We start from the raw sequence: 887 nt of genomic DNA, 5'->3' as shown, positions 1-887 counted from the left end.
GCCCCAACGTTCCCCGGATCAATTTCTTGGCCGCGTCCAGCGCGGCGTGATAGTCCCGGGGCGGCGACGTGGCCGCCAGCTCCGTCAACCCATAGATCAGCGCGTAGACGGCCTCGACGATGCCGTTGCGGTCGGCCCGGTGCGCGAGCTCGCCCCGGCGGTAGGCATCGTCGATGACACCCTCGATGATTCCGCGAAACACCTGGAAGTCGGCCGCGAGCCGCGAATCGCGGGCGACAGCGCCTTCGGCGCGGATCACCCACTCGAAGGCGGCAAGATGCGGATACTCGCGCATGAGCCGGCCCGATTCGTCGAGCACCGCCTCGATGCGGTCGACGGCGGTCCCCGGGCGCGCGGCGGCCGCGCGCAGCCGCGGCAACGCGACGTCCGTGCGCGCCGCTATCGCGGCGTTGATCAGCTCCGCCTTGTTCGGAAAGTAGTTGTAGAGGCTGGCGCTGGTGATGTTCGCAGCCCGGGCGATCTCACGGATGGTGGCGCCCGCGTACCCGACCTCGGCCACGCATCGCATCGCGGCGGTGATGATGCGGGCCCGGGTCTGCTCACCGTCGGCACCCACCGGGCGGCCCAATCGCGGCGGCGTGGCGCTCATGCGGCGGGAAGCACGTGGCAGCTCCGTCCATCACGCACTACGCACCTCCGCGGCGAAGCCGGAACTAATCGATCACTCGATTATATTCGACTGTGTCGGGCACCGAGAGCCGGCGGACGGGACGCGCGAGTGAGGACAGCACGGTGACGCGGGCGCAACGGGGACGTCCGGTCGGTGCCAGCGGCGAGGAGACGCGGCAGCGGATCGTCGTTGTCACCATGCGCTGCGTGGCCGAGGTCGGGTACGCGGGCGCCACCATCCGTGAGATCGCCCGGGC

The 887-nt window shown here is 70.2% G+C and carries 1 protein-coding gene and 1 pseudogene; one reads left to right on the top strand and one right to left on the bottom strand.

What is annotated here, in order from left to right; translation table 11 throughout:
* Positions 1–610, bottom strand: a 610-nt coding sequence (locus A5692_RS00365; RefSeq protein WP_068050974.1) for a TetR/AcrR family transcriptional regulator, incomplete at its 3' end; no start/stop codon positions are given.
* Between the two features lie 143 nt (positions 611–753).
* On the opposite strand from A5692_RS00365, the pseudogene A5692_RS00360 reads away from it, so the two are divergent.
* Positions 754–887: pseudogene (locus tag A5692_RS00360) on the top strand (TetR/AcrR family transcriptional regulator); the annotation flags it as partial.

The sequence above is a fragment of the Mycobacterium sp. E342 genome, from assembly GCF_001667665.1.
Taxonomy (GTDB): domain Bacteria; phylum Actinomycetota; class Actinomycetes; order Mycobacteriales; family Mycobacteriaceae; genus Mycobacterium.
This window is presented reverse-complemented; position numbering and strand designations above follow the sequence as displayed.